Below are 22,995 nucleotides of genomic sequence, written 5' to 3'. Positions count from 1 at the left end.
GCAGAAAGACGTTATTTGGCGGTGGGCATGCTGAATTCAGGGCCTTTGGCGATGCTGTCGGGCCAGCGCTGCATCACGCTTTTGTAGCGGCTGTAAAAACGAATGCCTTCCTCGCCATAAGCGTGATGATCGCCAAACAGCGAGCGCTTCCAGCCGCCGAACGAGTGCCACGCCATCGGCACCGGAATCGGCACATTGATCCCGACCATGCCGACCTTGATCGTGCGCGCAAATGCCCGGGCAATGCCGCCGTCACTGGTAAAGCAGGACACGCCGTTGCCGAACTCATGGGCATTGATCAACGCCACGGCACTGGCAAAATCGGGCACGCGAACAATGCCCAGCACCGGGCCGAAAATCTCTTGCCGGTAGATGCTCATCTCGGTAGTGACGTTATCGAACAGCGTCGCCCCGACGAAGAAACCCTCCTCCGCGCCCGGCACCTTAAAGTTGCGCCCATCGACTATCAATTGCGCACCTTGCGCCACGCCTGCGTCGATAAAACCTTCGACCTTGGCCTTATGCTCAGCCGTCACCAACGGCCCCATGTCGCTGTCGCCCTGCAGACCGTTGCCGACTTTCAGTTGATCGATGCGTGGCAGCAGTTTGGCGATCAACTGATCGCCGACATCGCCCACCGCGACGGCAACCGAAATCGCCATGCAACGCTCGCCCGCCGAGCCGTAAGCCGCGCCGATCAAAGCGTCTGCGGCTTGATCGAGATCGGCATCGGGCATGACGATCATGTGGTTCTTCGCCCCACCCAGCGCCTGCACACGTTTGCCGCGCGCGGTCGCTTGCTGGTGGATGTATTCGGCAATCGGTGTCGAACCGACAAACGAGATCGCCTCGATGTCCGGGTGTTGCAGCAAAGCGTCCACCGCGACTTTGTCGCCCTGCACGACGTTGAACACGCCGTCGGGCAAACCGGCCTCCGTGAGCAATCGCGCCATCAGCAGACTTGCCGACGGGTCGCGCTCCGACGGTTTGAGGATGAAGCAATTGCCGGTGACCAGCGCCAGCGGGATCATCCACAGCGGCACCATCACCGGGAAGTTGAACGGCGTCACCCCGGCGCACACACCGAGTGGCTGACGCAGGTTCCAGTTGTCGATGCCGCCACCGATGTTGTCGCTGAAATCGGTTTTCAGCAGGTTCGGCGCGCCACAGGCGTACTCGACGATCTCGATACCACGGGTCACTTCACCCTTTGCGTCGGACAGCACCTTGCCGTGTTCGCGGCTGATGATTTCTGCCAGTTCGTTGTGGTGCCGGTCGAGCAGTTCCTTGAACTTGAACATTACTCGCGAGCGGCGCAGCGACGATTGCTCCGACCACGCCGGGAACGCTTGCAGCGCCGAGGCCACTGCCTCGTCGACGGTTTTTTCAGTGGCCAGCCCGACCCGCGCCTGCACCGCACCGGTGGCCGGGTTGAACACATTGCTGAAGCGTTCGCTGCCGCTGTCCTGCACCTGGCCGTGGATGTAATGGCCTAAAACCGGGGTGTCGCTCATTGTTGTTGTTCTCCGTGCAAGTGCTGGAATTCAGAGGTCGAGCAGCCAACTGTGCTGAGGATCGTTATGGAACTGCCAGACCCGTTTCGGCCCGGCCATCACGTTCAGGTAATAAGACTCGTAGCCATACGGCACGCTGACCGGGTGATACCCCTTGGGCACCACGACCAGGTCGCTGTTTTCCACGGCCATGGCCTGATCGATGCTGCGGTCGTCGGTGTACACGCGCTGGAACACAAAGCCCTGCGGCGGATTGATCTGGTGGTAATAGGTTTCTTCGAGAAAGCTCTGGTGCGGCAGATCGTCAGTGTCGTGCTTGTGCGGCGGGTAGCTCGAGGAATGCCCGGACGGCGTGCGCACCTCCACCACCAACAGCGAATGCGCAGGCTCGGTGTCCGGCAGGATGTCGCAGACGTAACGGGTGTTCGCGCCTTTGCCACGCACACTGCGCTTCATGTTGTCGGGCTTGATCAGCCGTGGGCCGAAACCCTTGTCCGGCGAACCGGGCGCGGCACATACGGCGATTTGCACGTCGCTGAGTGCCGTCACCTGCGCCTGACTGCCGGGCGGCAAATACGCGGCAAACGGAGATTTGTCTTCAAACACCGATTGCCGATCGCCGAGGTTGTCCCAGTCGAACGCACCCTGCCCCGGCGCTTCGCCCTTGAGGCTGATACGGCCGCTGAGCAGCACCAGACACAACTCCTTATCGCCAGCAGCGACCGGCAAGGTTTCGCCGAGACTCAAGCGATACGCGGCGAACCCGACATATTCCAGTTCACCCTTGGCCAACTCGACCACTGTCCGGCCACGGCCGTTACTCTTGACCAGAAGGCTCATCAGCGGCTCCTCTCATCGAGCAGCGCACGCAAGGTGTCGAAGCCTTTTTTCGCGTAGACATAACTCGGCGCCACGGCGGGATCCTGCTCGGCCTCGACCACCAGCCAACCGTGGTAATCGGCGGCCAGCAGCACATCGAGCAACGCGCCGAAATCGATATCGCCATCGCCCGGCACGGTGAAAGTGCCGTTGATGATGCAGTCGGGGAAACTCCAGAGGTTATTGCGCGCGAGTTGCACCACCGGTTTGCGCACGTCCTTGAAATGCACGTGGCAGATGCGTTCGATGTGTTTACGCAGCACCTGCAACGGCTCGCCGCCGCCCATGTAGCAGTGCCCCGAGTCGAACAGCAGGCCGACTTCGCTGCCGGTCAGCGCCATCAACTTGTCGATGTCCGACGGCGATTCCACATAGGCCCCCATGTGGTGGTGATACGCCAGACGCACACCCTGCGACAGGGTGAAACGCGCCAGCTCAGTGAGCTTGTCGGCGTATGCCTGCCACGCTTGTTCGGTGTGAAAACGCGGGCGTTCGACCAAGGCAATGCGCTGGCCTTGAATCGAGTCAGCGACCTCGCCGTAGACCAGCACCTTGGCGCCATTCTTCGCCAGCAGCTCGACGTGGCCGCCGATGGCGTCGATTTCCTCGGCCACCGAACGCCGCGCCAGACGACTGGAATACCAGCCGGAGACCAACGCCAGATCGTAAGGCCGCAGCACGTCAGCGACGCCTTTGGCATCCTTGGGAAACTTGCCGTTGAGCTCAAAACCTTCGTAGCCGATCTCCTTGCCTTCGCTCAGCGCGGTGCTCAGCGGCGTCTCGCCACCGAGGGACGGCAAGTCGTCGTTGCTCCAGGAGATCGGGTTGATGCCAATTCGGATAGCGGGCATGGCTGCACCTTTTATTGTTTTTACATCAATCATTAAGACCACCACCGCTCCCATGTAGAAGTGAGCCTGCTCGCGATAGCGGTGGCACATTCAATTCAGGGTTACCTGACGCAGCTATCGCGAGCAGGCTCACTCCTACAGGATTCGGTGTGAATGCTTAGCTGCGCGATGAGCGCCACGCCTCGATCAATTCGACAAACGTGCCCTGCACCTGCCTGATCAGTGTTTCATCGTCGATCTCGCCGGCCATCCACGCGCGGCTCGGTTCCTGAAAAATCGTCCGGCCCACGGCGAACCCGCGACAGGTCCGGCTCTGGCGCGCCTGCTGAAACCCGGTTGCCAACTCCGCCGTCGGCGCATTCAGCCCCAGCAACACCACGCCACGGCAGTACGGATCACGCTCCTGAATCAACTCATCGAGCTGTTGCCATTCCTCGGCACTTTGCGCCTCGATCTTCCACCACGCCGGATAAATCCCGAGGTTGTAGAGACGTTTCAGCGCGCGATACAAAACCTCCGGATGCGCCGACGGCAGATCCTTCGGCGGAATAATCTCCAGCAGCAACTCATGCCCGCTGACCAGCGACGCCTGATACAAACCCTTGATCTGCGCCTCCTGCTCCAGGCGCAGCAGCGGTTCATCGTCCGGGTGAAACTGCACCAGACACTTGATGATCTGCTCCTGTGGCCAGGCAATCAGATTGCTGCCCACCGAGCGCCCATGTTCGAACGCCAGCGGCCGCGAACCCTGCACTTCCACCGGGCGCGCCACCCACCAGCCACGCCCGGTGGCGGCGTTCAGCGAGTCCTGACCGAAACGCTGATCGGCCAGCAGCCCGACGTCGGCCTCGATGCCCTGCTCGCGCAAATCGGCTTCGACGCGCTCCACGGCCTGAATGAACAGTTGTTTGAGCTGGCAGATCGCGTCGAGATCGCGCCCGCCCTTGTGCGCCAGTTCCACCAGTTGCCCGCGATGATCGAAGGCAAAAATGAACAGCTGCTTCCACTGTTTGCGTGGCACGCTGACCTGATGCAAACGCTGCAGGGTGACGTCTTGATCCGGCCGGGTAATCGGTACCGTGCTGTTGAACAGATAATCGAGTTCGGCGCGGGTCGGCATTGCCGGTGCACAGGCATGCCGCGACACCACCAGACCGCCGCAGGCATTGGCGAGCTGGCAGCAGCGCTCATCGCTGGCGTCCTCCAGCCAACCGGCGAGGAACCCCGACATGAACGCATCGCCAGCACCCAACACGTTAAGCACTTCAACACGCACGCCGGGGAAAATCGCGCCGTCTTCAAGACGCACCGGAATCACCCCGTGAATCACCGTGCAGCCCTGCGGACCGAGTTTGACCACCAATGTCGCCGCACTGACGCGCCGCACATTGCGCAACGCGGTGAGCAAATCCTCCGAACCACCGGCAATCAGAAACTCCTCTTCAGTACCGACGATCAGGTCAAAACGCGGGAGGATTTTCTGCACATGCTGGCTGACGTTCTGATCGGCGACGAAACGGGTTTCGCCGTCCGCCTTACCGGCCAAACCCCACAGCACCGGCCGATAGTCGATGTCGAGAATGCGTTTGACGTCGTGCTTCTCGGCGTACTCCAGGGCCTGGATGCTCGCTTTGTAGACGCCATCGGTGGAGAAATGCGTGCCGGTGATCAGCAAGGCTTTGCTAGAGGCGATAAAGGCTTCGCTGATGTCTTCGGTGCGCAACGCCATGTCGGCGCAGTTCTCGCGGTAGAACACCAACGGAAAGGTTTCGCGGTCCTTGAGACCGAGCAGGACCATAGCGGTCAGACGTTCCGGATCGACCTTGATGCCGCTGACGTCGCAACCCTCGCGGGCCAGCGATTCGAGCAGGAAACGGCCCATGTGATCGTCGCCGACCCGGCTCAACATCGCCGACTTGAGGCCCAGCCGCGCAGTGCCGAAGGCGATATTGGCGGAGGAGCCGCCGAGGTATTTGGCGAAACTGGAAACGTCCTCCAGCCGCGCGCCGACTTGCTGCGCATAGAGATCGACGCCAAGGCGCCCCAGGCAAATCAGATCCAATTGACGCCCACTGGCAAAACGAGTCTGGCCCATGCTGGCTCCTGTTATTTTTATCAGCCTGCGTTCGGGACGGTGGTCGTGCCGAACACTCTTGGTGGATGCAGACTAAAACGACTGGAACCGAACAATCAATAAATATTCCAAATAATTTTTACGTGGAATATTTTTTCCAATAAACTTTTGTACGACCGTTCCAGCCCCAGTGCATCGATTCAGCAGCGTGAGCGCCGATTGCATGCCGCAGATTTTATTCCGGCCTACCCTGTAGACTGCGCACAGCCCACCTATTGTCAGGGGCTGACCGATTCGTCAGCCCTATAAGAACAAGCCAGAAGGATTCTTTATGTCCCGCACCGATCAGCCGGCTACCGACGAGCAAACCTCCGAGCGCGACCTCGCCAGCCCCCCGATCAATGCCGAGCGCCTGCTGCAACTGATCACCGAAGAATACGAAGCCCTGCCGCGCCAGCTCAAACGCATCGCCAGCTACATGAGCCAGCAGAGCGACCGGATCATGGTCGATCGCATCAGCGACATCGCCCGCGAGTGCGAAGTGCACCCGTCGGCCATCGTGCGTTTCTCGCAGCGCTTCGGCTTCAGCGGTTTCAGCGAAATGCAGGCCTTGTTCCGCGAGGCCTACACGCACAAAGCCACGCCGGTGCAGAACTACCAGCAACGCATCCGCAGCATGATCGCCAACAAGTCGCAGAAGGCCAGCGGCGGCGACCTCGCCCGTGAATGCATCGACGCCACCCTCTCCGGCATCGAACGCCTGGGCCAGGAGCTCGACGACGCCGCCTTCGACAAAGCCGTCGACCTCGTCGTCAACGCCGACAATATCTACGTGGTTGGCGTGCGCCGTTCCTTCGCCGTCGCCGACTACCTGGTCTACAACCTGCAACACACCAACAAGCGCATCCATCTGGTTTCCGGCCTCGGCGGCAGCTACCGCGAACAGATGCGCAGCGTGCGCGCCAACGATCTGGTCATCGCGATCAGCTTCACCCCGTACGCCAAGGAAACCCAACACTGCCTGCGCATCGCCCAGCACCATCAGGCGAAAACCCTGATCCTCACCGACAGCAACCTCTCGCCACTGGCCAAACGCGCGAACACCGTGTTGCTGGTCAACGAAGGCAGCTCGTTCGCCTTCCGCTCGCTGAGCGCGACGTTGTGCCTGTGCCAGGCGCTGTTCATCGCCGTCGCCTATCGCCTGGAACTCAAGGTCGACGAAATTCACGAACAGGTCGGCTTCGACGACTGACAATTCCTTCAAGCTCGGCTAGGTTATGCCTTCCCCACCGGTTCGACTTGAAGGAACGCGTCATGAAACTGATCGGCATGCTGGATTCCCCATACGTGCGGCGCGTGGCGATCTCCGCCAAACGCTTAGGGATCGACCTCGAACATGAGGCGGTCTCGGTGTTTCGCCACTTCGAGCAATTCCAGCAGATCAACCCGGTGGTCAAGGCGCCGACGCTGATTCTCGATGACGGCGTGGTGTTGATGGACTCGACGTTGATCCTCGACTACCTCGAGTCTGCTTCAGGCAAAAGCCTGCTGCCGACCGAGTTGAGCCAACGCGCCGGCGCCCTGCGCCTTATCGGCCTGAGCCTCGCCGCCTGCGAAAAAGCCGTTCAGCTCTACTACGAACGCAACCTGCGCCCCGCCGACATTCAGTACCAACCGTGGGTCGAACGCGTCGAAGGCCAACTCGCCGCCGCGTTCAGCGCGCTGGAAACAGAACTCGACAACTACCACTTGCCCACCGACGGCACCCTCGCTCAGGACGGCATCAGCCTTGCGGTCGCCTGGAGCTTCACCGGCCTCGTCGTACCCGACCAGATCGACAACGACCGCTACCCGCGCATCGCCCAATACACTGCATACGCGGAAAGCCTCGAAGCGTTCGTCAGCACCCCGATGACCTGACCATGAGCACCACCGACACCGCCGCCCCGGCGTTAAAGGAAATCTTCAACGCCGAGCGCTTGCAACACATCGCCCGCGAAATGAGATCCGTGTACCCGGCGTTCAAGGCCAAGGCATTTCTCAAACACGCCCAGGATGGACTCGCTGAATTATCAGTGATGCAACGCATGGCGCGTGTCAGCGAAAGCCTGCACGCCGTGTTGCCGCTGGATTACCAAGATTCCCTAGAAGTGCTTTTCGAACTCGCGCCGCGGCTGAACAGCGGATTCGTCAGCATGTGTTTGCCGCACTACGTCGCGAGCTACGGCGGGCATGCGTTCGACACCTCCATGGACGCCCTGAAGTACTTCACCACCTTCGGCTCCTCCGAATTCGCCATCCGCCACTTTCTGCGCAGCGACCTGGAGCGCTCGCTGGAACGGATGCACGACTGGACCCGAGACGAAAACCACCACGTTCGACGACTCGCCAGCGAAGGCAGCCGCCCTCGCCTGCCTTGGTCGTTTCGGTTGGAAGCGGTGCAGGCGGATCCGCAGTTGGCCGCCGGGATACTGGATCGGTTGAAGGCGGATGAGAGTTTGTACGTGCGCAAGTCCGTGGCGAATCATTTGAATGATGTGACGAAGGTGCATCCGGAGTGGGTGTTGGACGCGATTGAAGGTTGGTCGCTGGATAACAAGCACACGGCGTGGATTGCCAAGCATGCGTTGCGGAGTTTGATCAAGCAGGGGGATTTAAGGGCGTTGACGGTGATTGGTGCCGGGGCGAAGGCTGAGGTTGAGTTGTTGGATGTGCGGGTTGAACCGGTAGTGGTGAGGTTGGGGGAAGCGATTACGTTGTCGTTTGTGGTGAAGTCGACGGTGGCGCATGAACAGCGGTTGGTGATTGATTATGCGATTGACTATGTGAAGGCGAATGGCGGGGTTTCGGGGAAGGTTTTTAAGTTGAAGACGGTGGTGTTGGCGGGGTTTGGGGTGGAGGTTGTGGGGAGGCGGCAGGTGATTAGGGATTTTACGACGCGGAAGCATTTTGTGGGGCGGCATGGGGTGCGGGTTATGGTTAATGGGGAGGTTTTGGGGAGTGCCACATTCAACATCGTTGCTGATTGATACCGCTAATGGATTCCGCTGATCTGGCAGTACTCGGACTGATAGGGAATTACGGATGGGGCGGCTTTCGGCCAAAATCGGACATTCATACCGCTAGTCAAATACACTGTCGCGACGGTCGCATTGAAATTTGGTGCAAGTGTTCTGCGGGAAAAAGGGAGAATTGATGAGTCTTGATCTATGTTTGGAAGCTGATAGCACGCTCACAATTTTGACATTGAGCAATGCCCTTGAGAATGCTGGAGCTCGAAAGGTCGAGGTAACAGAAGATGGGCTATACGCTGAATTTAGCTCAGGACTTAAATTAAGTACCGATGACGCCTTCGGTGACCCCACGATTTATGCTGAGAATACAATGGGTATCGACTTTCCTGTCGCTGTGCGTTGTACCATCAGAATTAAAGGGCCTGAACCAGAGGGAGAGTCGGCTATGGAAGATTTGGAAAAAGTCGCCCAATCAATATCTCAGTCGTGTTCAGCCTTCTTTCTAGTTAGCTTTCAGTTCGAACAAACCATGTACTGGCGGGATGCGACAGGGCTACATCGTCCTTGAGGTCGGTGCCTGCGCGTCGTGCTTCAAATATTTTTGAATGGTGCTTCTCGGACAAAAGCGCCTTTAATTGATGGGCCGCAATTGGCCGAAAACGGTCTGCCTGGTACGGCGGCTTCCGGCCAATAACGGACGTTCAGCATCATTAGTCTTATGGTCTGTCCTCGATTGTCATGTAGTCCTGATGAACGTCCTTTTTTTGACAAGGGTGATCCGTAGTTAAGCGCCCTAAATTTGAATATCATGCTCAAATCCATTGAAACTGCTGACGCTAATTTGAGGGGGTGAATCCCCCCCAATAGGAGAAATTTATGAGCATCGCTGGTATCCGTTCCAATCGAGGTGACATTTACCAGACGTTGGTGGCATTTGATTGGGCATTGACAGTATTATCCGATCAAGACTTTCAATGGCTCGAAATAGATTCGATCAGCTATTCCGTAGATGATGTGGTAGTAGTCAAAACTGACGGCACTTTGATTGCGTGTCAGTGCAAAAAAAATCAAACCGATTTCAAATCTTGGTCGATAAGCGATCTTGCAGATGAGTTGGGCAAAGCCTCCTGCTTGCTGGAAGATAATCCGAACGTAAATGTTCGTTTCTATTCAAGAAACAACTTTGGCCCTCTTGCAAAATTAAGAGAACACAGTTCTACCCAGCATAACGAAGCGAGCTACCTAGCAAGTCTAGGCCAAGAGCACCAAGCAGTAGATAAAAATTTTTCGGCGCTACTTGCTAAATTCTCCCCCGATCTTTCCACCTATAAATTCCTGTGCCGAACGAACTTTATCACCAGTGATGACCTAGATCGTATGGAGGAACTGCTCCGCGAACGCTTACGCAACATGGTGAGCAATACTGACGCTGCATTCGCGGCACTTTGGGCGAGCCTCGACCAACTCGGCGCGCGCACAGGGGGCGATAGCACAACTACAGCCTCGCAGCACCGATTAACTAAAAGCGACCTCAAGACTATTCTTCAAAAGGCGGGAGCAACACTAGTTCCGCCAATGAATCTTGCTGAGGTACGTCTTTCTTTTTCCAGTACATCTGCCATTGGCAGATCGTGGCGAAGGGATATTGCGGGACAACGTATTTCCAACCCAACCCTGGATGAGCTACTTGTATCCATTGATGATAAAAAAAGATCCATCTTGCTGACGGGCCTTCCGGGATCGGGTAAAACGTGCGTGATGCTTGCGTTACAAGAAACATTGGAGAAGCGGGCCGAAAGCAATTCTGACATCGTGCCACTCTTTATCCAGTCCCGCGAATTCGCCGACTTGGCTACATCGGAAGATCGTCTAGCCCAAGGCCTTTCTGAGCAATGGGTCGAAAAAGCTGCTCGATTGGCTGAAAACGCTCAAGTGATTGTAGTAATTGACTCTTTGGATGTGCTCTCCATCGCCCGCGATCATCGCGTTCTTCAATATTTTCTTGCGCAGATAGACCGCCTGCTACTGATTCCTAATATTACTGTCGTTACTGCCTGCCGTGACTTCGACAGGCAGTACGACCGGCGAATTGCGGAACGACAATGGGATTGCGAATTGAAGTGCCAACCGATGGACTGGGAGGCCGACATTGCACCCTTACTTGATACGCTAGGGATTGCGACTGCAACTATTGATGGCGCCACTCGCGTACTGATAAGAAATCCACGCGAACTAGCATTGTTTGTTGAACTGGCCCAACGAGGCGGTAGCTTCAACGTTGTGACTAGCCAAGCACTGGCACAACGTTATCTCGATACGATCGTGCGAGCCGACAACGCTTTGGGAGATGCGGCAATACAAGCAATTGAATCAATTGCCTCGGAAATGCTGAAATTAAGAAGCTTGGCGGTGCCGCATCAGCGCTTCTCAGCCTCTCAAGACATTCAGCGGAAACTGTGTAGCTTAAATGTGCTGCGAGAAACCCAGGATGGAAAGCTGACATTCGGACATCAAACCCTATTGGATGTATTGGTGATAAGCGGAGCCGTGCGAACTGGCGTTACTTTGAATAAGTTCATACATGGCTTGCCGCCAGTACCCTTTGTACGCCCCAGCATCCGCAGTTTTGTCGCACAGTTGGCACTAGGTGAGCGTCGCGAATTTAGAAAACAACTTAGATCCGTCTTGACTGGTAGCGCGGCCTTCCACATCAGGCGCCTAGTAGCGGAGTCATTTGCCGAGCAGATGCCCCAGGAAGAAGACTGGCCATTGCTACGTGATTTGCGGGAAAAACACCGTGATATTTTTCAGGTGATCTATGCCTTGGCTAGTGCGATTGAGTGGCATCGTTTCTGGCTCAAACATCTGGTTCCAACTCTGAAGTCTGCCCAGGATTCCGACGGATTGATTGGGCATGCTTATCGCATTGCTCAATGGAGCAATGAAGATTGTGCGGGAGTGTTGTCATTCTGGATGGATGCGCTTTCACTAGGCTGGCTTGATAGGAATGAAATTGCTGACCGACTCGGAATCCACCTGTCTGAAATCAAATTAGAAAATATGGCACTGGTTGCTCCATTGCTTGAGCGGCTGATCAATATGCCGCTAACTGAGCACAGCGTTCTTGGCCGGGTCATCGCTAGATGCGTAGAGGCAGGTGTAGTGGAAGATGCCCTGCTCTGGCAGTATATCTCAGGTGACATTAACGACGAGGATTTACTTAAATTTAGACTCAATAACAAGTTGCGTTGCCAAAAACATGAATTCGGGGGGCGGGATGAAAAATTTATAAGTAAACGTATGTTGCAGTCCGTTGCTTTGCTGGATTTAGCAATAGAGTCAATCGAGCACTGGAGCAATGTTCGCGCCTTACGCTATGGTAATACTCGCGTAGGCTACAGGAATGGTTTTTTGAACGAGAGTTCATACGAAGATTTGCATAGCCAAAGAGATACAGTTCACTCGAGCAGCATGAACGTTCTACTTGATGCAGTTGAGGCGGCTATTCTGCAGCAAGCAAAAAACAACTCAGGCTGGTGGCAAAAAAACCAAGAGCGTCTTTGTTTTAATCATGAAGGAGCGTTGCTGTATTTCTCGATACTCGCCTGCACTGCCTCGCCTGCGGCGAATATTGAAATAATAGCCCGTATGTTGTGTGATACAAGGATGTTGGAATTTGAATTATCTTACGAACTGGGTTCGCTAATACAGTCGGCATTTAATCTTTTGGCCGTGCCAGTGCAAGATGCAGTGACGACGAGCATTTTAACTATTTGGAACGAAGAAGTTGCCGAGGAATCCAGACTTTGGGTATTGAGAGCGCAAGCGGAGCTGATTTTGCCGATTCCTTGCTACCTGCGCTCCCCCGAAGTGCAAGCGGTAGTGGATTCATATGAGGAAAAAGCAGGAGTACTGGTTCGTCAGCCGAAAATCCGTTCGGCTGGCGGTATGGTAAGCGCACCATTCTCATTTGAAATATTTTTAGGTGCGAGTGATAGCGGGGTATTGAAATTATTAGCGCACTACAACGGATACTCGAATTGGCATATGGCTGACTTTCTTATCGGGGGCGAGCGGGAGGTTGGCTCGCAATTGCGAGAGGCCTCATCTCGGAACCCCTCCCGATTCTTGGGCTTTTTGTCTATTCACTGGTTAGTAATTCCAGAAAGTTTTCGTGATGACATTATGGATGGGGTAGCTACATATCTAGCTTATCGTTATGGAAATTTACGCCCCCACGATGCATGGCAATCGGTCGAAGAGCCTCAGGTCTCCCTCTTGGTATGCCGAATTTTTGATGAGCTAGAGCTTCATTCAGCCGAATGGCAACACAAACGCTCCACGGCCAAAGCACTTGAAGCCTGTGCAAACGTCATACAGGATGCTCGAGAGGCATCGCGGCTCATATCTTTGGCCGAAGACTTTGTGGGACTTCAAGAAGCTGATCCAGTCGAGGGGGACGGTGTAGATTTAATAGATCTCGGAATCAATATGGCAAAGGGAGACGTTTCTGATGCCTTGATGATCTTGGCTAATAATTTTCTACAGAGAGGCATTGAATTTCCTGAATTGCTAGCGCCCATGTTGCGTCGCTTTGCGAGTGACGAACACCCTGCTATCCGTGCCATGATCTTACGTCGCTTACCGTATTTGCAAAGCACTTATTTCGATCTAGGATGGGAGTTGTTCGATCTCGCCGTACAAGATGGAGGTGGACTTTGGCAAGTCGCCGAACCGTGTCTTTATTATTCTTACCACAATCATTTTGAAGTAGTAAGACCTCTGCTAGCGTGTCTTCGCAACAAGGGGAGCGGCAAAGACCTAGAAACATGGGGACGTATTTCGGCTTTAGCTACCATGACCCAGCACATCAATTTTGCGGAATTCCTAGGAGACTTGAACGCTCTGGATAACACAGACGCTTGGCGTGGTGCAGCAACCGTGTGGACAAACCATGGAAATATTCGGCAGAATCGAGAACAGTGTCTTGCCGGTATAAAGTCAGGTTTAAACACAGGCGGCACTCGTGCCCTAAACGTTGCCGAGCAGATGACTCAAATATTCAACGATGAAGCTGATGCGATTTCGGTTCCAATAGAACTAATTGATTGCTGTTTTTCAGTATTTGAGAATGATGAAGATAGCGAAAATAGACATCATCGTCTCTTCGGATTTCATGAATGGCTTAACGCGATTGTACAAAATGATCCAGAACAAGCTTTGTACGCAACCGAACGCTATCTGGCTTATGTCCGTCATGAAAAGCGACATTTATTTGATCATAAAAATAGTCTTACCCAGCTTATGACCCGGCTCTTTGCGGAAGCAGAAGAACGAGAAGAATCTGACTGTGGCGCGATGCTACAGCGCGTTGTGGGAATACAAGACACTCTACTTTCACTTGGAGTCAATGGCGTAGTCGATTGGCTGAAGGCTGCCGAACGACCGTGATCGGTAGCATGCAGTCGACACTGATCTTTACATGCCATGTTGTACAGGACGGAGATGCCTACCTGGGTGGGGGGTCATAGCCCACCAGATGTACTCATTTCGCTCGCCCCTCAACTCCCAATCTAGGCTTGGATTTCTACTCAGCAAAAAATGGCCAGCAAAATAGGACAGATTAATTTTTCATCATGAGCGGCTGCCTTTCACCAGTGGCAGTCCTTGGTCGAACGTCCGCTATTGGCCGAAAGCGGACCTTCGTTGAGCTCAGCATTGACGCGGTGGCTGTCAAAGGTGATTCACTCCAGACAGCGCCACTGAAAGCAGGCAAGAGAAGTGACTTCTACCTCTTTCCTACCAGCTTCCATACGGAATGCCGTACTTTTCCACATATCGCTTAGCCTTCTCACTTACCGGATAGGCATAACGACCACCGTGCTTCCCTTGGTCCGGCCCCAGAGGCTCTATCTCTCCTTGACCGCGAGAAATCTCAACCGGATTTCGACATGAATCTCTAACCCATGTTTTGAGCACGCCGCCCGGAGCGAGCCCCACGTAAAGTGACGCCATAAAGCGAGCAGTTTTCTCCGGTGTTCCCGGACAACGCTGGTGTGTTGACTTCACCATCAATTGCCTGCCCTCTTCCGGAATCTCGATGAAACCTTGATAGGTTTTTTGCTCTGTTATGGATTGCCAGCGGACAAAGATCTGTTTTGGAAGATCAGCGCCCGTCACAGGTCTCCCGGTCCCCGATACTGCCCCCCAACCACGAGCAGACTCTGTGCTGATATCGGGTTCACCGCTAGCAGCAGTGCTCTTGCCAGCGCGAAAGAAAATTCTGTCATTGATGTCTTGGACGGAGCTGTCCTCTACCCAGACCTTCATGTAATTCGGCTGAACGAACACTAACTCCCACCATGGATATTTAGGGTCATTTTCGCCGGTTTCTGGGCCTGTGATTTGGCAGCCGGACAACAATAAAGCGCCCAGCAGCGCAATCCTTGCTTTCATTACAAAAGATCCATTCAGTTAAGTGTCACGACTACCAACTTCCGTACGGAATGCCATATTTGTCGATATACCGCTTTGCCTTTTCACTCACCGGATAAGCGTAACGCCCTTCGTTCTTACCTTGGCTCGGCCCCAGCGGCTCGATTTCAGCCAGCGCTCGAGCGACTTTGACCGGGTGGTGGCAAGAGTCTCTTACCCAAACCTGCACAACACCACCGGGGGCCAACCCTAGATAAACCGACGCCATAAATCTCGCTTCCTGATCAGGCGTCTGCGGGCAACGTTGATTGACGGACGCCACCATCAACTGCCTGGCTTCCTCTGGGATTTCTACCCATGCCTGCCACTTTTTCTGTTCGACAATCGATTGCCAACGGACCCAGATGCGAACAGGTAAATCTGCTCCCACCACTCTCCTTCCACTGCCGCCTACCCCACCTGTCCAACCTCGGGCGGACTCCGTACCATCTTCAGGTTCTCCCCCCGCAGCAGTGCCACCGCCGGTTTTGTAGAAAATCCTGCCGTTATAATGTCTTGAACAGAACTGTTCTCTACCCAGACCTTCATGTAGTCCGGCTCGGTAAACGCCAACTCCCACCACTCGGATTTCGGATCGTTTTTGGCTGATAGTGGAACAGCAACTTGGCATCCCGTGACTAGCAAGATGCAAAGCATCGTAATGAGTTGCTTCATTGGCTGACGGTTTACCAACTCCCGTACGGAATGCCGTACTCGTCGATATACCGCTTGGCCTTTTCACTCACTGGGTAGGCGTAACGACCACCGTGTTTTCCCTGCTCCGGGCCCAACGGTTCGATCTCTCCCTGGGCATGGGCAACTTTTATTGGGCGGTGGCATGAATCTCTGACCCAAGCTTGAAGCACACCGCCAGGGGCTAGGCCCACATACAACGTAGCCATATATCGGGCGGCTCTTTCTGGAGTCTCCGGGCAGCGATGATGTGTTGACCTCACCATCAGTTGCCTCGCTTCTTCTGGAATTGCTATAAAGCCCTTATAGGTTTTTTGCTCTGATATGGACTGCCAACGGACAAAGATCATCCTTGGAAGATCAGCGCCGGTAACCGGAACCCCGGAGCCACCTACAGTTCCCCAACCTCGGGCAGACTCCGTCCCATCTTCTGGTTCGCCTCCGGGGGCGGATTTTGCGCCGACTCTGAAAAACATCATGTTATTGATGTCGAGGACTGAGCTGTCTTCCACCCAGATTTTCATATAACTCGGTTCAACGAATCCTAGTTGCCACCAAGGAGACTTAGGGTCATTTTCTCCACTTTCGGAAACTCCGGTCTGGCAGCCCATCAACAGTAGAACGCAGAGCAAAGCTATCGCTACCTTCATCACCAAAGCTTCCAATCAGGTACGTGGGGGTGTTGTACACGGATCGCGTCTTGCGTCGGGGCGTTGATGTAAACAGCATCAATACCGCTTCCGTCTCTTCTTCCGAGGGGATGATTCCAGTTCGCGGAGGCGTGGATGTACTTGAGCTTAAGCAGAGATTCATCCTCTGGAGTGGTTCTGTAGTTTCCGGCGAGAAATCGATCACACAGGGATTGGAGTTCTGCGGGGACGGAGTATTCGTCATCTTCAGGTATGTCGGAAAACTGAACACCCTTTTCTTTTGCCAGTTGATACATGACTCTCAGGTAGATCCTTGAGAGCTTACCGCTGACGGGACGTTTTAGTTGTAGAGCGGCGAACACGCGCTTCTGCCCCGGCGAAAGTCTGTCTTGATGCTCTTGGGGTATTTCGAAGGAAGCGGGGGTGACAATTTCCAGTAGATGAGCCGGCCATCCTTTAGCAATCCACTCGTTTTTCACACGCGCAGCATCTTGATAAATCGACGTGGTTGAAACGTCGACATACAGCGGTACCGCGAGAGTTTGCATAGGACTGACTAGAACGCACTCCTCGACTTCATCGAGATAGCTGCCGCCTATATCCGAATGGACCCCGGGAAAGGCGAACTCAGGATGTACGGGTTTTACTCGGCTGAGGGCAAAATTGGCGCGGCATTCATCACGGGCTACGAGGTGGACTACATCCGTGAAGTATCGACGACCCAAGTAAAGCCTCACACCAGGAGCGATGGGACTCTTCACGCGACCAAAATTGGTAAAGCCGGCTATGGAGGGCACCGTATCGAATAGCCCGATGAATCCCATTTTGATGCCGCCTCCGAATTGGCTATCAAAGTCGCGGCTGAAATCTCTGGCGTTACTGTTTAGCAGACTTCCTAAAGCACCCTGCTTACCCCGCACGACTTCGTTCGAGAAGTGCCGTGCAGCGGCGGCCCCACGACTGAAACCGAATGTATCAAAAGTCAGAGAGGCTATCTCACAGTTTGGGTTTTCTTGCAGTGCTTCTTCTATAGCCTGTTTTATTTGCGTAAAAGACGCCTGCACACGCCCCACAACACCAGTCTCACCCCGCCCCATTCCGGAGCCCACGACGCTGTCTTTTTTATTGCTGTCGGTGCCGATACCTTCGACATAAATTGGGCTTGATACGTCCTTTAGAAAGCCATCTCCCTCGGCTTTCTGGGTCTTTTTATATAAGGAAAATAATTTCTTCACATTGGTAGGCCCGGCGCCATAACTGCTGTCCGGATCTCTCATATAGGGCTGACAGCTAGCAGGAATATCTTCCGGCGCAATCGGATGCTGCGCCCCACACAGCAATCCAGCCGCCGTGTTGTTCGCATTATTCCCAGTGCCATCAAAGAAAACCCCAATCCTCAACGCGATCCCGATTTTCTCAGGTTCGCGCGCAGGCTCTTTCCCGTGCTTCTCATATTCCGCCCAACGCTGGGCGTGAATATCGACGGGTTTGGCTTCTTCGTAGCGATAATTTTTCGGGGGGTTGGGTACGTAGCCACTCATCCATGTTTCCTGGTTCTGATCCTTGAGAACGGCCCGAAGGGTGACAGCCGAGACTTTTGCGCGCAAGCCGTGGCCGTGTGCCAGCCAAGGTGTGCCCGCGGGGTTCGACGAGGGTTTCCCCTCGTCGGGGTGGGGGTTAGCTGGCGATTTCGACGTTATCCAGCGCTTGGTTGACGGCGATTTCGCCGAGCATTACGACTTGGGCGATGCCGAGCGCGGTTTTGCGGTGGGAGGTGTCGAGCATGGCGGCGAAGTTGAGGAGCATTTCGCTGGCGGAGCCGAGGGTTTCGCTGGCGTTGGCGAGCAGGGATTCGCTGTTGTACTTCGGATTGGCGAGGTACATGCGTTCGGGTTGGTGGGTGCTGGCCATGATTTGGCTGGCGGGTTTGAGGTAGTGGTCGAGGGCGCGTTCGGCGGCGGCGTGGAATCTCTTGGAGTCGGGGGATTCGTAGGGGGATGCGGGGTCGGTTTCTGGAGGGTTGGGTGTTGGTTTGATCATGGTGAAACTCCTGATTGTTCACTAGGAGCTACCGGCATCACTTGCAGATGATGGGTGGCAGCTATGCGCGGGTCTGCAAGACCGGGAAACCAGGCACCCGGCAGACCCGAAGGTCTCCCGCACAAAGCTGCCATTGAGCGGACACGAACGAGTGTCCTTTTGGCTGGCTGTGCGACTGGTTTTTCCGGCGGGCTTGCAGACCCGATCACTGATGAGCAGTGACGGGAATCAAGGTACGGAGGGAGTGCCAGACGCACAAGCCGGCGGATTCTGGCTTAGTCGTAGGCGATGGCGCAAGGAGTTGTAGGGCGTGGCCAGCATTGAGAGACGCCTATTAAACAAACATGTAGATCATCTGTTTAATAGGTCAGTTGAGATGCAGAGAATTCCGAATCAATGGGTCTCAAACGAATTCCACTGGTGAGTATCAAGATCCAGCGCGCAGTAGGGTTCGAAAACGTAAAGCACAAGCGGATTCTCAATATCTATCGCTGCCACCTGGAGTGACTTGAGATAGGACTGAGCCTCTGCGAATGATGTACCGAATAGAGGATCATCCATTGCCTTCGCGCGCGTCAGCTTGGAAATCGTTTGATCTGGATGTTTTGCCATCGCGATTCGAAAAGCCAGGCTAGCGTCGAAGTGTGTTTTACCGAAGACGTGCTGACGAAGCCGACTGATCACGCTTCTTGAAATACCAACGTAGATAGGCACGCCGTTGTCGATCAGCACGTAGCAACCCGAAAAATCTTGCGACAGTTTGAACTGCTTCAGCAACGATTTAACGCCAACACCGGGCACTGAAAAGTCCTTCATCTCTCGCGGAGTTTCAAGAGAGCTTTTCATTCTCGTCATATGGCCGGGCAGAACCGTTTTGGCTAACTCTTCAAATGTGTGCATGCATTCGTGTAACGCCATTGGAGAACTGCTCGGTCGAGAGATGGACGCCAACGCTATCGCGTCAAGTCAGGCCATTACAAGCGATGTAGCACATGTCTATTTAAAGCGACGCCTGAACAATGTGGGGTAATAGATCCCTGTAGCGAAGAACAGAGGAATCGCTACAGGGATCGTTCACATCTAGCTGGCGATTTCGACGTTATCCAGCGCTTGATTGACGGCGAGTTCGCCGAGCATCACGACTTGGGCGATGCCGAGCGCGGTTTTGCGGTGGGAGGTGTCGAGCATGGCGGCGAAGTTGATCAGCATTTCACTGGCGGAGCCGAGGGTTTCGCTGGCGTTGGCGAGCAGGGATTCGTTGTCGTACTTCGGGTTGGCCAGGTACATGCGTTCGGGTTGTTGGAGGCTGGCCATGATTTGGCTGGCGGGTTTGAGGTAGTGGTCGAGGGCGCGTTCGGCGGCTTCGTGGAATCGCTTGGAGTCGAGGGATTCGTAGGGAGATGTGGGGTCGGTTTCGGGTGGGTTGGGTGTTGGTTTGATCATGGTGAAACTCCTAGTTAATAAAGGAGCCTTCACATTCGCTACCAAACGAAGGTGGCGGCCATACGCGGGTTGGTAGACCGGTAACTAGGACCCGGCACACCCGAAGGTGTCCTGCGCATGGCCACCATTGAGCAAAGACCTGACGAGGTCTGCGAACGGTTCGCGATGCGACTAGTTATGGCGGGCTACCAAACCCGATCACTGCTTTTCAGTGACCGACAGACGATAAAACCCGCGACCTAGACGCACAAGCCGGCGGATTCTGGCTTAGTCGTAGGCAACGGCGCAAGGCGTTGTAGGGTTTAGGTGGTTACCTGAGGCTTCGTTTAAACAGTGGTGGTTTTACTGTTTATTTCGGTCAGTGGTTGATGGGGTGACTGGGCTGGCGTCTTCGCGAGCAGGCTCGCTCCCACAGGTTTTGTGTTGGGCTTCTGGGTTCGCGGCGGCCGGGCTAGCGTCATCGCGGGCAAGCCCGGCTCCCACAGGGATTGGGGATGGTTAGGGCCGGTGGCGCGTCATGTTGATCAGGGCAGAACGTCCGCCATTTGGCGCCGGGCGTTCTTCGATGGAGTACGGCACGAAGCCAAGTTTCGGATAGAGCAGCAGGCCAGCGGTGTTTTCGTTAAAGCAGGACAGTTGCACTTCCTTGGCCCGGTATTTTCCGAAACCCAGCGCGGTCATGGTTTCGACGATGTACCGCGCCACACCTTGGCCTCGGGCGTAAGGCGCGACGATGACGTTGCCGATGCAGCAGATGCCATCGTGCTCAGCCCGATAGAAATTGGCGAAGCCAACGAACTCGCCGTTGGCCAGAAAAGCCGTGGAGTCGAAGCGCTGGCTGATTGCGCTGTGCATCTGTTCTTCCGTCAGCGGGAAGTTGGCTTTCGGGAACATGAAGAACAGCTCTTGTTCGCCCTGGGGAAAGCTGCAGAGGGTGTGGACGTCGTCGGCCGTCACAGGCCGGTGGGTGAAATTCATCGCTGCCCTGCCCTCACTTTTTACCCGCCAGATGATGCGCAACCAAGGCGTTGGCATGACCGTGGCCCATGCCGTGTTCTTCCTTGAGCCACGCCACCAGTTCCATGTGTTTCTTGTCGGTGATGCCGGCGAGCAGGCTCAGCCAGTGATCGATGGGCTGGCCGTATTTTTTCTCGATGGAGGGGAAGTACGACGCCGGGCCTTTTACCTTGTTGTCTTCGCTCATGCTGCAAGCGCCCAGTAATCACGACGGAGGGTCGGCGGACGCTCCTTGTCGGCAGGTCATAGAGTGGACGCGAGAGACTGTTCCGGCAAGTGGCCCGGACCGGCCCGGCCAGTTCAGTTCACTCCGACCTTGACCGGAAACTCTGATGACCAGGACTCCTGCCCAGCCTTCAAAATCGGCTGCGCCGGGTAACGGTATTCGCTGAGGGCCTTGACCACCGCTTGGTCCACGTCGTTGTTGCCGGAGCTTTCGACCAAGGTGATGTGCGGCACCAGCGAACCGGGTTTGCCTTTCGCCTCCAGCGTGACGGGTTTACTCGCGGTGCCGGGTTTGATCTGTCTGTTCAACAGCAACTCGGTATCGTGTATCGCTGCTGCGAGGCTGTTGCCGACGCCGTCGTACCATTTTTCGTTGTAGCGCTGTGTCTGCTCGGTGGTCAGCGTCAACACCTGGGCGCGGACCCGCTGCACGCCGGCCCATGCCTCGTCATCGATGCGCTGAGTGGCATTGAGGTAATGCGTCAGCGCCCCGGACAGATCCTGTGGGCCGCCTCGCCCTGCTTCCATCAACCGTGCCAGCGCGAACTCGCTGTAGACGCTCTGACGATGCGCGAGCGCCAATTGATAAAGTCGTCGCGCTTCGACAGCATCGGGCGCCTGACCGCTGCCCTCATCGGCCATGCGCGCCAGTTGCTCATACCCGGCGCCATCCACGACAGCGACAGACTCATACAGGGCCCGGGCCTTGCGCACATCTGGTGATAAGCCGCCACGACCGAACTCATACAACACGCCAAGCGCAATCTTGCACTTGAGGTTGCCGTTGCTGCTGGCTTCGCGAACATAGTCGAGGTGTTCGGTGGAAAGGTCTTTCACACTCGAGAACGCCATGCAGCGGGTGCCGGTGAGGCTTTCTTCCTGTGGATTGGGTGGAGTGCTCTTGCAGCCTGCTACAAGGGTCGCGAGGGCCAGAAAAGCAACCGCCTTACTCATGTAATTCATCCGGAATTCGTCCTTGAATGGCACGCCTGTAAATGATTTTGGCAGGGTGAAGGCTTATTTGTTTCTGCTCTCGTTGAACCTCTGCAGCGGGCTCTTGCCGTCTGTCCTGACGACCGGAATCGCCTGATAGCTCTTCTGGCCCGGTGGCAGGATCGGGTCGCCGGGAAAGCGATAGTCGCTAAAGGCTTGCATGACTCTCTGATCAAGGGCGATATCGCCCGAGCTTTGCCGTATCGAAACCACTGGAGCCAATGCGCCAGGGGTGTACTCCAGCTGCACTTGCACCGGTTTGCTCGCAGACGTCGAATTGACGTTGTTCTCCAGAGATTTCTCTATGACTTCAACGCGTTTTCTGAGGCCGCTCTGAACACTGCTGACAAAAATATTGTTGTAGCGCTGTTGCTGCTCGATCGTCAGAGCCAAGCCTTGGCCGCGCAGGCGTTCGATGCCTTGCCAAGAGGCATCGCCGAGGTATTGCGTGGCGTTGAAGTAATGCGTCAGCGCGCCTTGCAGATCCTGCGGGCCACCTCGTCCTTCCTCCATGTATTTGGCCAGTTTGGCTTCACTGCGCCGCTGTTCGGGCTTGCTCACAGCACGCTGATAATACTGCCGAGCATCGCTGTCGTTGATCGGCCCGCCGATGCCTTCTTCGGCCATGCGGCCAAGTTGGCCGTAGGCGCCGGGGTCTTTATCGGCTACGGATTGATAGAGGGCTTTGGCTTTGGAAATGTCCTGGGGCACACCGCGCCCCTTCTCGTACAGGTCGCCCAGCATGATCGTGCACGGCAGGTTACCGCTCTTACTCAGATCGCGGATATAGCTGACTTCCAGCGAGCTAATGGATTTATCGTCCCAGTAAGCGAAGCAGCGCAGATTGGAGATATCTGCGGTCTGGGTAGAAGAACTGCTGCTTTTGCAGCCAGCAACGAGGGCACTAAGCGTCAGTACAGCAACGACCTTGTTCATGAATGGCATCCGTTGAAATCGTGCAGATTTCATCGGCAGGCAGGCGAAAAACCTGAAGTGTCGGTTACTCGAACACACCACAAAAAACTGTGGGAGCGAGCCTGCTCGCGAAGGGGCCGTGTCAGCCAACATCATCAGACGCTGACACACCGCTTTCGCGAGCAGGCTCGCTCCCACAGGGGTTGTAGTGGA

Annotated in this window: 19 protein-coding genes and 1 pseudogene; 5 read left to right on the top strand and 15 right to left on the bottom strand. The window is 55.4% G+C overall.

The features are described 5' to 3' along the window. Positions 1-11: 11 nt before the first annotated feature. The 4 genes from ACIPIZ_RS05995 to iolC all read right to left on the bottom strand — a co-directional run bounded on the left by ACIPIZ_RS05995 (position 12) and on the right by iolC (position 5,339). The gene (locus ACIPIZ_RS05995) at positions 12-1,514 is read right to left on the bottom strand and encodes a CoA-acylating methylmalonate-semialdehyde dehydrogenase (protein ID WP_236431827.1); all 1,503 of its coding nucleotides are present in this window, start codon (positions 1,512-1,514) and stop codon (positions 12-14) included. Positions 1,515-1,544: 30 nt separating this feature from the next. Continuing rightward, entirely contained in the window at positions 1,545-2,354 is an 810-nt protein-coding gene (iolB, locus tag ACIPIZ_RS05990; RefSeq protein WP_064389384.1) for a 5-deoxy-glucuronate isomerase, read from the bottom strand. Then, a complete protein-coding gene (gene iolE / locus ACIPIZ_RS05985) occupies positions 2,354-3,244 on the bottom strand; it encodes a myo-inosose-2 dehydratase (RefSeq protein WP_105704963.1) in 891 nt (296 codons plus the stop codon). Before iolE ends, iolB begins: the two co-directional genes overlap by 1 nt. 157 nt (positions 3,245-3,401) lie before the next feature. Next, the gene (gene iolC, locus ACIPIZ_RS05980; protein WP_105704962.1) at positions 3,402-5,339 is read right to left on the bottom strand and encodes a 5-dehydro-2-deoxygluconokinase; all 1,938 of its coding nucleotides are present in this window, start codon (positions 5,337-5,339) and stop codon (positions 3,402-3,404) included. Positions 5,340-5,649: 310 nt separating this feature from the next. On the opposite strand from iolC, the gene ACIPIZ_RS05975 reads away from it, so the two are divergent. From ACIPIZ_RS05975 to ACIPIZ_RS05955, 5 genes are all read left to right on the top strand, one after another. Further along, positions 5,650-6,570 (top strand): MurR/RpiR family transcriptional regulator, encoded by a 921-nt coding sequence (locus tag ACIPIZ_RS05975; RefSeq protein ID WP_064389381.1) that lies wholly within the window; start codon positions 5,650-5,652, stop codon positions 6,568-6,570. A 62-nt stretch (positions 6,571-6,632) separates the two neighbouring features. After that, positions 6,633-7,238, top strand: coding sequence for a glutathione S-transferase (locus ACIPIZ_RS05970; protein WP_064389380.1), 606 nt, complete (start codon positions 6,633-6,635; stop codon positions 7,236-7,238). Positions 7,239-7,240: 2 nt separating this feature from the next. Beyond that, the gene (locus tag ACIPIZ_RS05965; RefSeq protein WP_401164534.1) at positions 7,241-8,347 is read left to right on the top strand and encodes a DNA alkylation repair protein; all 1,107 of its coding nucleotides are present in this window, start codon (positions 7,241-7,243) and stop codon (positions 8,345-8,347) included. A 166-nt stretch (positions 8,348-8,513) separates the two neighbouring features. Further along, on the top strand, positions 8,514-8,900 hold the full coding sequence (locus ACIPIZ_RS05960) for a hypothetical protein (RefSeq protein ID WP_095112018.1): 387 nt from the start codon (positions 8,514-8,516) through the stop codon (positions 8,898-8,900). A gap of 308 nt (positions 8,901-9,208) precedes the next feature. Then, positions 9,209-13,783, top strand: a complete 4,575-nt coding sequence (locus tag ACIPIZ_RS05955; protein ID WP_401164532.1) for an AAA family ATPase — start codon at positions 9,209-9,211, stop codon at positions 13,781-13,783. 348 nt (positions 13,784-14,131) lie between these two features. On the opposite strand, the gene ACIPIZ_RS05950 is transcribed toward ACIPIZ_RS05955, so the two are convergent. The 11 genes and pseudogenes from ACIPIZ_RS05950 to ACIPIZ_RS05900 form a co-directional block, all read right to left on the bottom strand. Beyond that, positions 14,132-14,788, bottom strand: a complete 657-nt coding sequence (locus ACIPIZ_RS05950; RefSeq protein WP_122660957.1) for a DUF2931 family protein — start codon at positions 14,786-14,788, stop codon at positions 14,132-14,134. A 31-nt stretch (positions 14,789-14,819) separates the two neighbouring features. Further along, positions 14,820-15,481, bottom strand: a pseudogene (locus ACIPIZ_RS05945) (DUF2931 family protein). Between the two features lie 11 nt (positions 15,482-15,492). After that, positions 15,493-16,149, bottom strand: coding sequence for a DUF2931 family protein (locus tag ACIPIZ_RS05940; RefSeq protein WP_401164529.1), 657 nt, complete (start codon positions 16,147-16,149; stop codon positions 15,493-15,495). Next, complete coding sequence (locus ACIPIZ_RS05935) at positions 16,149-17,690, bottom strand: phospholipase effector Tle1 domain-containing protein (protein WP_401164528.1); 1,542 nt, start codon at positions 17,688-17,690, stop codon at positions 16,149-16,151. Before ACIPIZ_RS05935 ends, ACIPIZ_RS05940 begins: the two co-directional genes overlap by 1 nt. A 136-nt stretch (positions 17,691-17,826) precedes the next feature. Next, positions 17,827-18,189 carry a DUF6124 family protein gene (locus tag ACIPIZ_RS05930; protein WP_401164525.1) on the bottom strand — a complete coding sequence of 121 codons (363 nt, stop codon included), beginning with the start codon at positions 18,187-18,189 and terminating at the stop codon, positions 17,827-17,829. Between the two features lie 393 nt (positions 18,190-18,582). Continuing rightward, on the bottom strand, positions 18,583-19,089 hold the full coding sequence (locus tag ACIPIZ_RS05925; protein WP_191631068.1) for an excinuclease ABC subunit C: 507 nt from the start codon (positions 19,087-19,089) through the stop codon (positions 18,583-18,585). Positions 19,090-19,269: 180 nt separating this feature from the next. Continuing rightward, positions 19,270-19,632, bottom strand: coding sequence for a DUF6124 family protein (locus ACIPIZ_RS05920; protein ID WP_150647297.1), 363 nt, complete (start codon positions 19,630-19,632; stop codon positions 19,270-19,272). A 498-nt stretch (positions 19,633-20,130) separates the two neighbouring features. Beyond that, entirely contained in the window at positions 20,131-20,610 is a 480-nt protein-coding gene (locus ACIPIZ_RS05915) for a GNAT family N-acetyltransferase (protein ID WP_150647296.1), read from the bottom strand. A 13-nt stretch (positions 20,611-20,623) separates the two neighbouring features. Next, positions 20,624-20,836 carry a DUF4287 domain-containing protein gene (locus ACIPIZ_RS05910; RefSeq protein WP_123374929.1) on the bottom strand — a complete coding sequence of 71 codons (213 nt, stop codon included), beginning with the start codon at positions 20,834-20,836 and terminating at the stop codon, positions 20,624-20,626. A 113-nt stretch (positions 20,837-20,949) separates the two neighbouring features. Further along, the gene (locus ACIPIZ_RS05905) at positions 20,950-21,828 is read right to left on the bottom strand and encodes a tetratricopeptide repeat protein (RefSeq protein WP_401164524.1); all 879 of its coding nucleotides are present in this window, start codon (positions 21,826-21,828) and stop codon (positions 20,950-20,952) included. A 63-nt stretch (positions 21,829-21,891) separates the two neighbouring features. Beyond that, on the bottom strand, positions 21,892-22,938 hold the full coding sequence (locus ACIPIZ_RS05900; protein ID WP_401164522.1) for a tetratricopeptide repeat protein: 1,047 nt from the start codon (positions 22,936-22,938) through the stop codon (positions 21,892-21,894). Positions 22,939-22,995 lie beyond the last annotated feature (57 nt).

The organism is Pseudomonas sp. NPDC087690 (assembly GCF_044743175.1).
GTDB lineage: Bacteria > Pseudomonadota > Gammaproteobacteria > Pseudomonadales > Pseudomonadaceae > Aquipseudomonas.
Note: the sequence above shows the minus strand (reverse complement) of the source record. Positions and strands in the feature narration are given on the sequence as shown.